The organism is Butyricimonas muris (genome assembly GCF_046365375.1).
GTDB lineage: Bacteria > Bacteroidota > Bacteroidia > Bacteroidales > Marinifilaceae > Butyricimonas > Butyricimonas muris.
Genome location: NZ_JBKEIT010000029.1, coordinates 1 through 641 on the forward strand (window position 1 = coordinate 1; position 641 = coordinate 641).

General features: G+C 45.4%; 1 protein-coding gene. It reads right to left on the bottom strand.

Annotated features, from left to right (window positions below; genetic code table 11):
* Positions 1-74: 74 nt before the first annotated feature.
* Positions 75-641 (bottom strand): ABC transporter permease (locus ACK8P8_RS22210; protein ID WP_410026333.1); only part of this gene is annotated, 567 nt, incomplete at its 5' end.

Sequence of the window (641 nt, forward strand, 5' to 3'; positions counted from 1 at the left end):
AAACAGAATCAGCAATATCGTTTTATCCCTGAATATCTGGATAAACTCCTTCTGTAACAAAAATCCCAGCATCCTCATGACAACCGATTTTTAAAACATTTGATACTAATAACAATCAAAACCACCGTGATCGCCACCAACCCGAACAATTCCGGGTAAACGGCATCCATCCCCAATCCTTTGATCATGATATTTCTCGCTGCCGAGATAAACAAGGTCACCGGCATCATGTGCACTATCGCTTTCATCCCCAAAGACAATGAATCCAACGGGAAGATAAAACCGGATAACGTGATAGCCGGAAGCATCAACCCCGCGATAGAAATGATAATGGCACTCCGCTGTGTCTTTGTCAACACCGACACCATAATCCCCAACGCCAACGAAGACAGGGTAAAAATAGTCCCGACAAAAAACAGTAAGAAGATATTTCCCGTTATCGGGACTTTCAATATAGTAACCGAAATCAACAGGATCACCACGATGTTAATCATCCCGACCAACAGGTACGGTACCAGCTTTGCCAGAATAATCACGGGCGGGCGCACCGGCGACACCAGCAATACCTCCATCGTACCCGATTCTTTCTCCTTCACGATAGCGAGAGAAGCCATCATCGAGCATACCAGCATCAACACGAT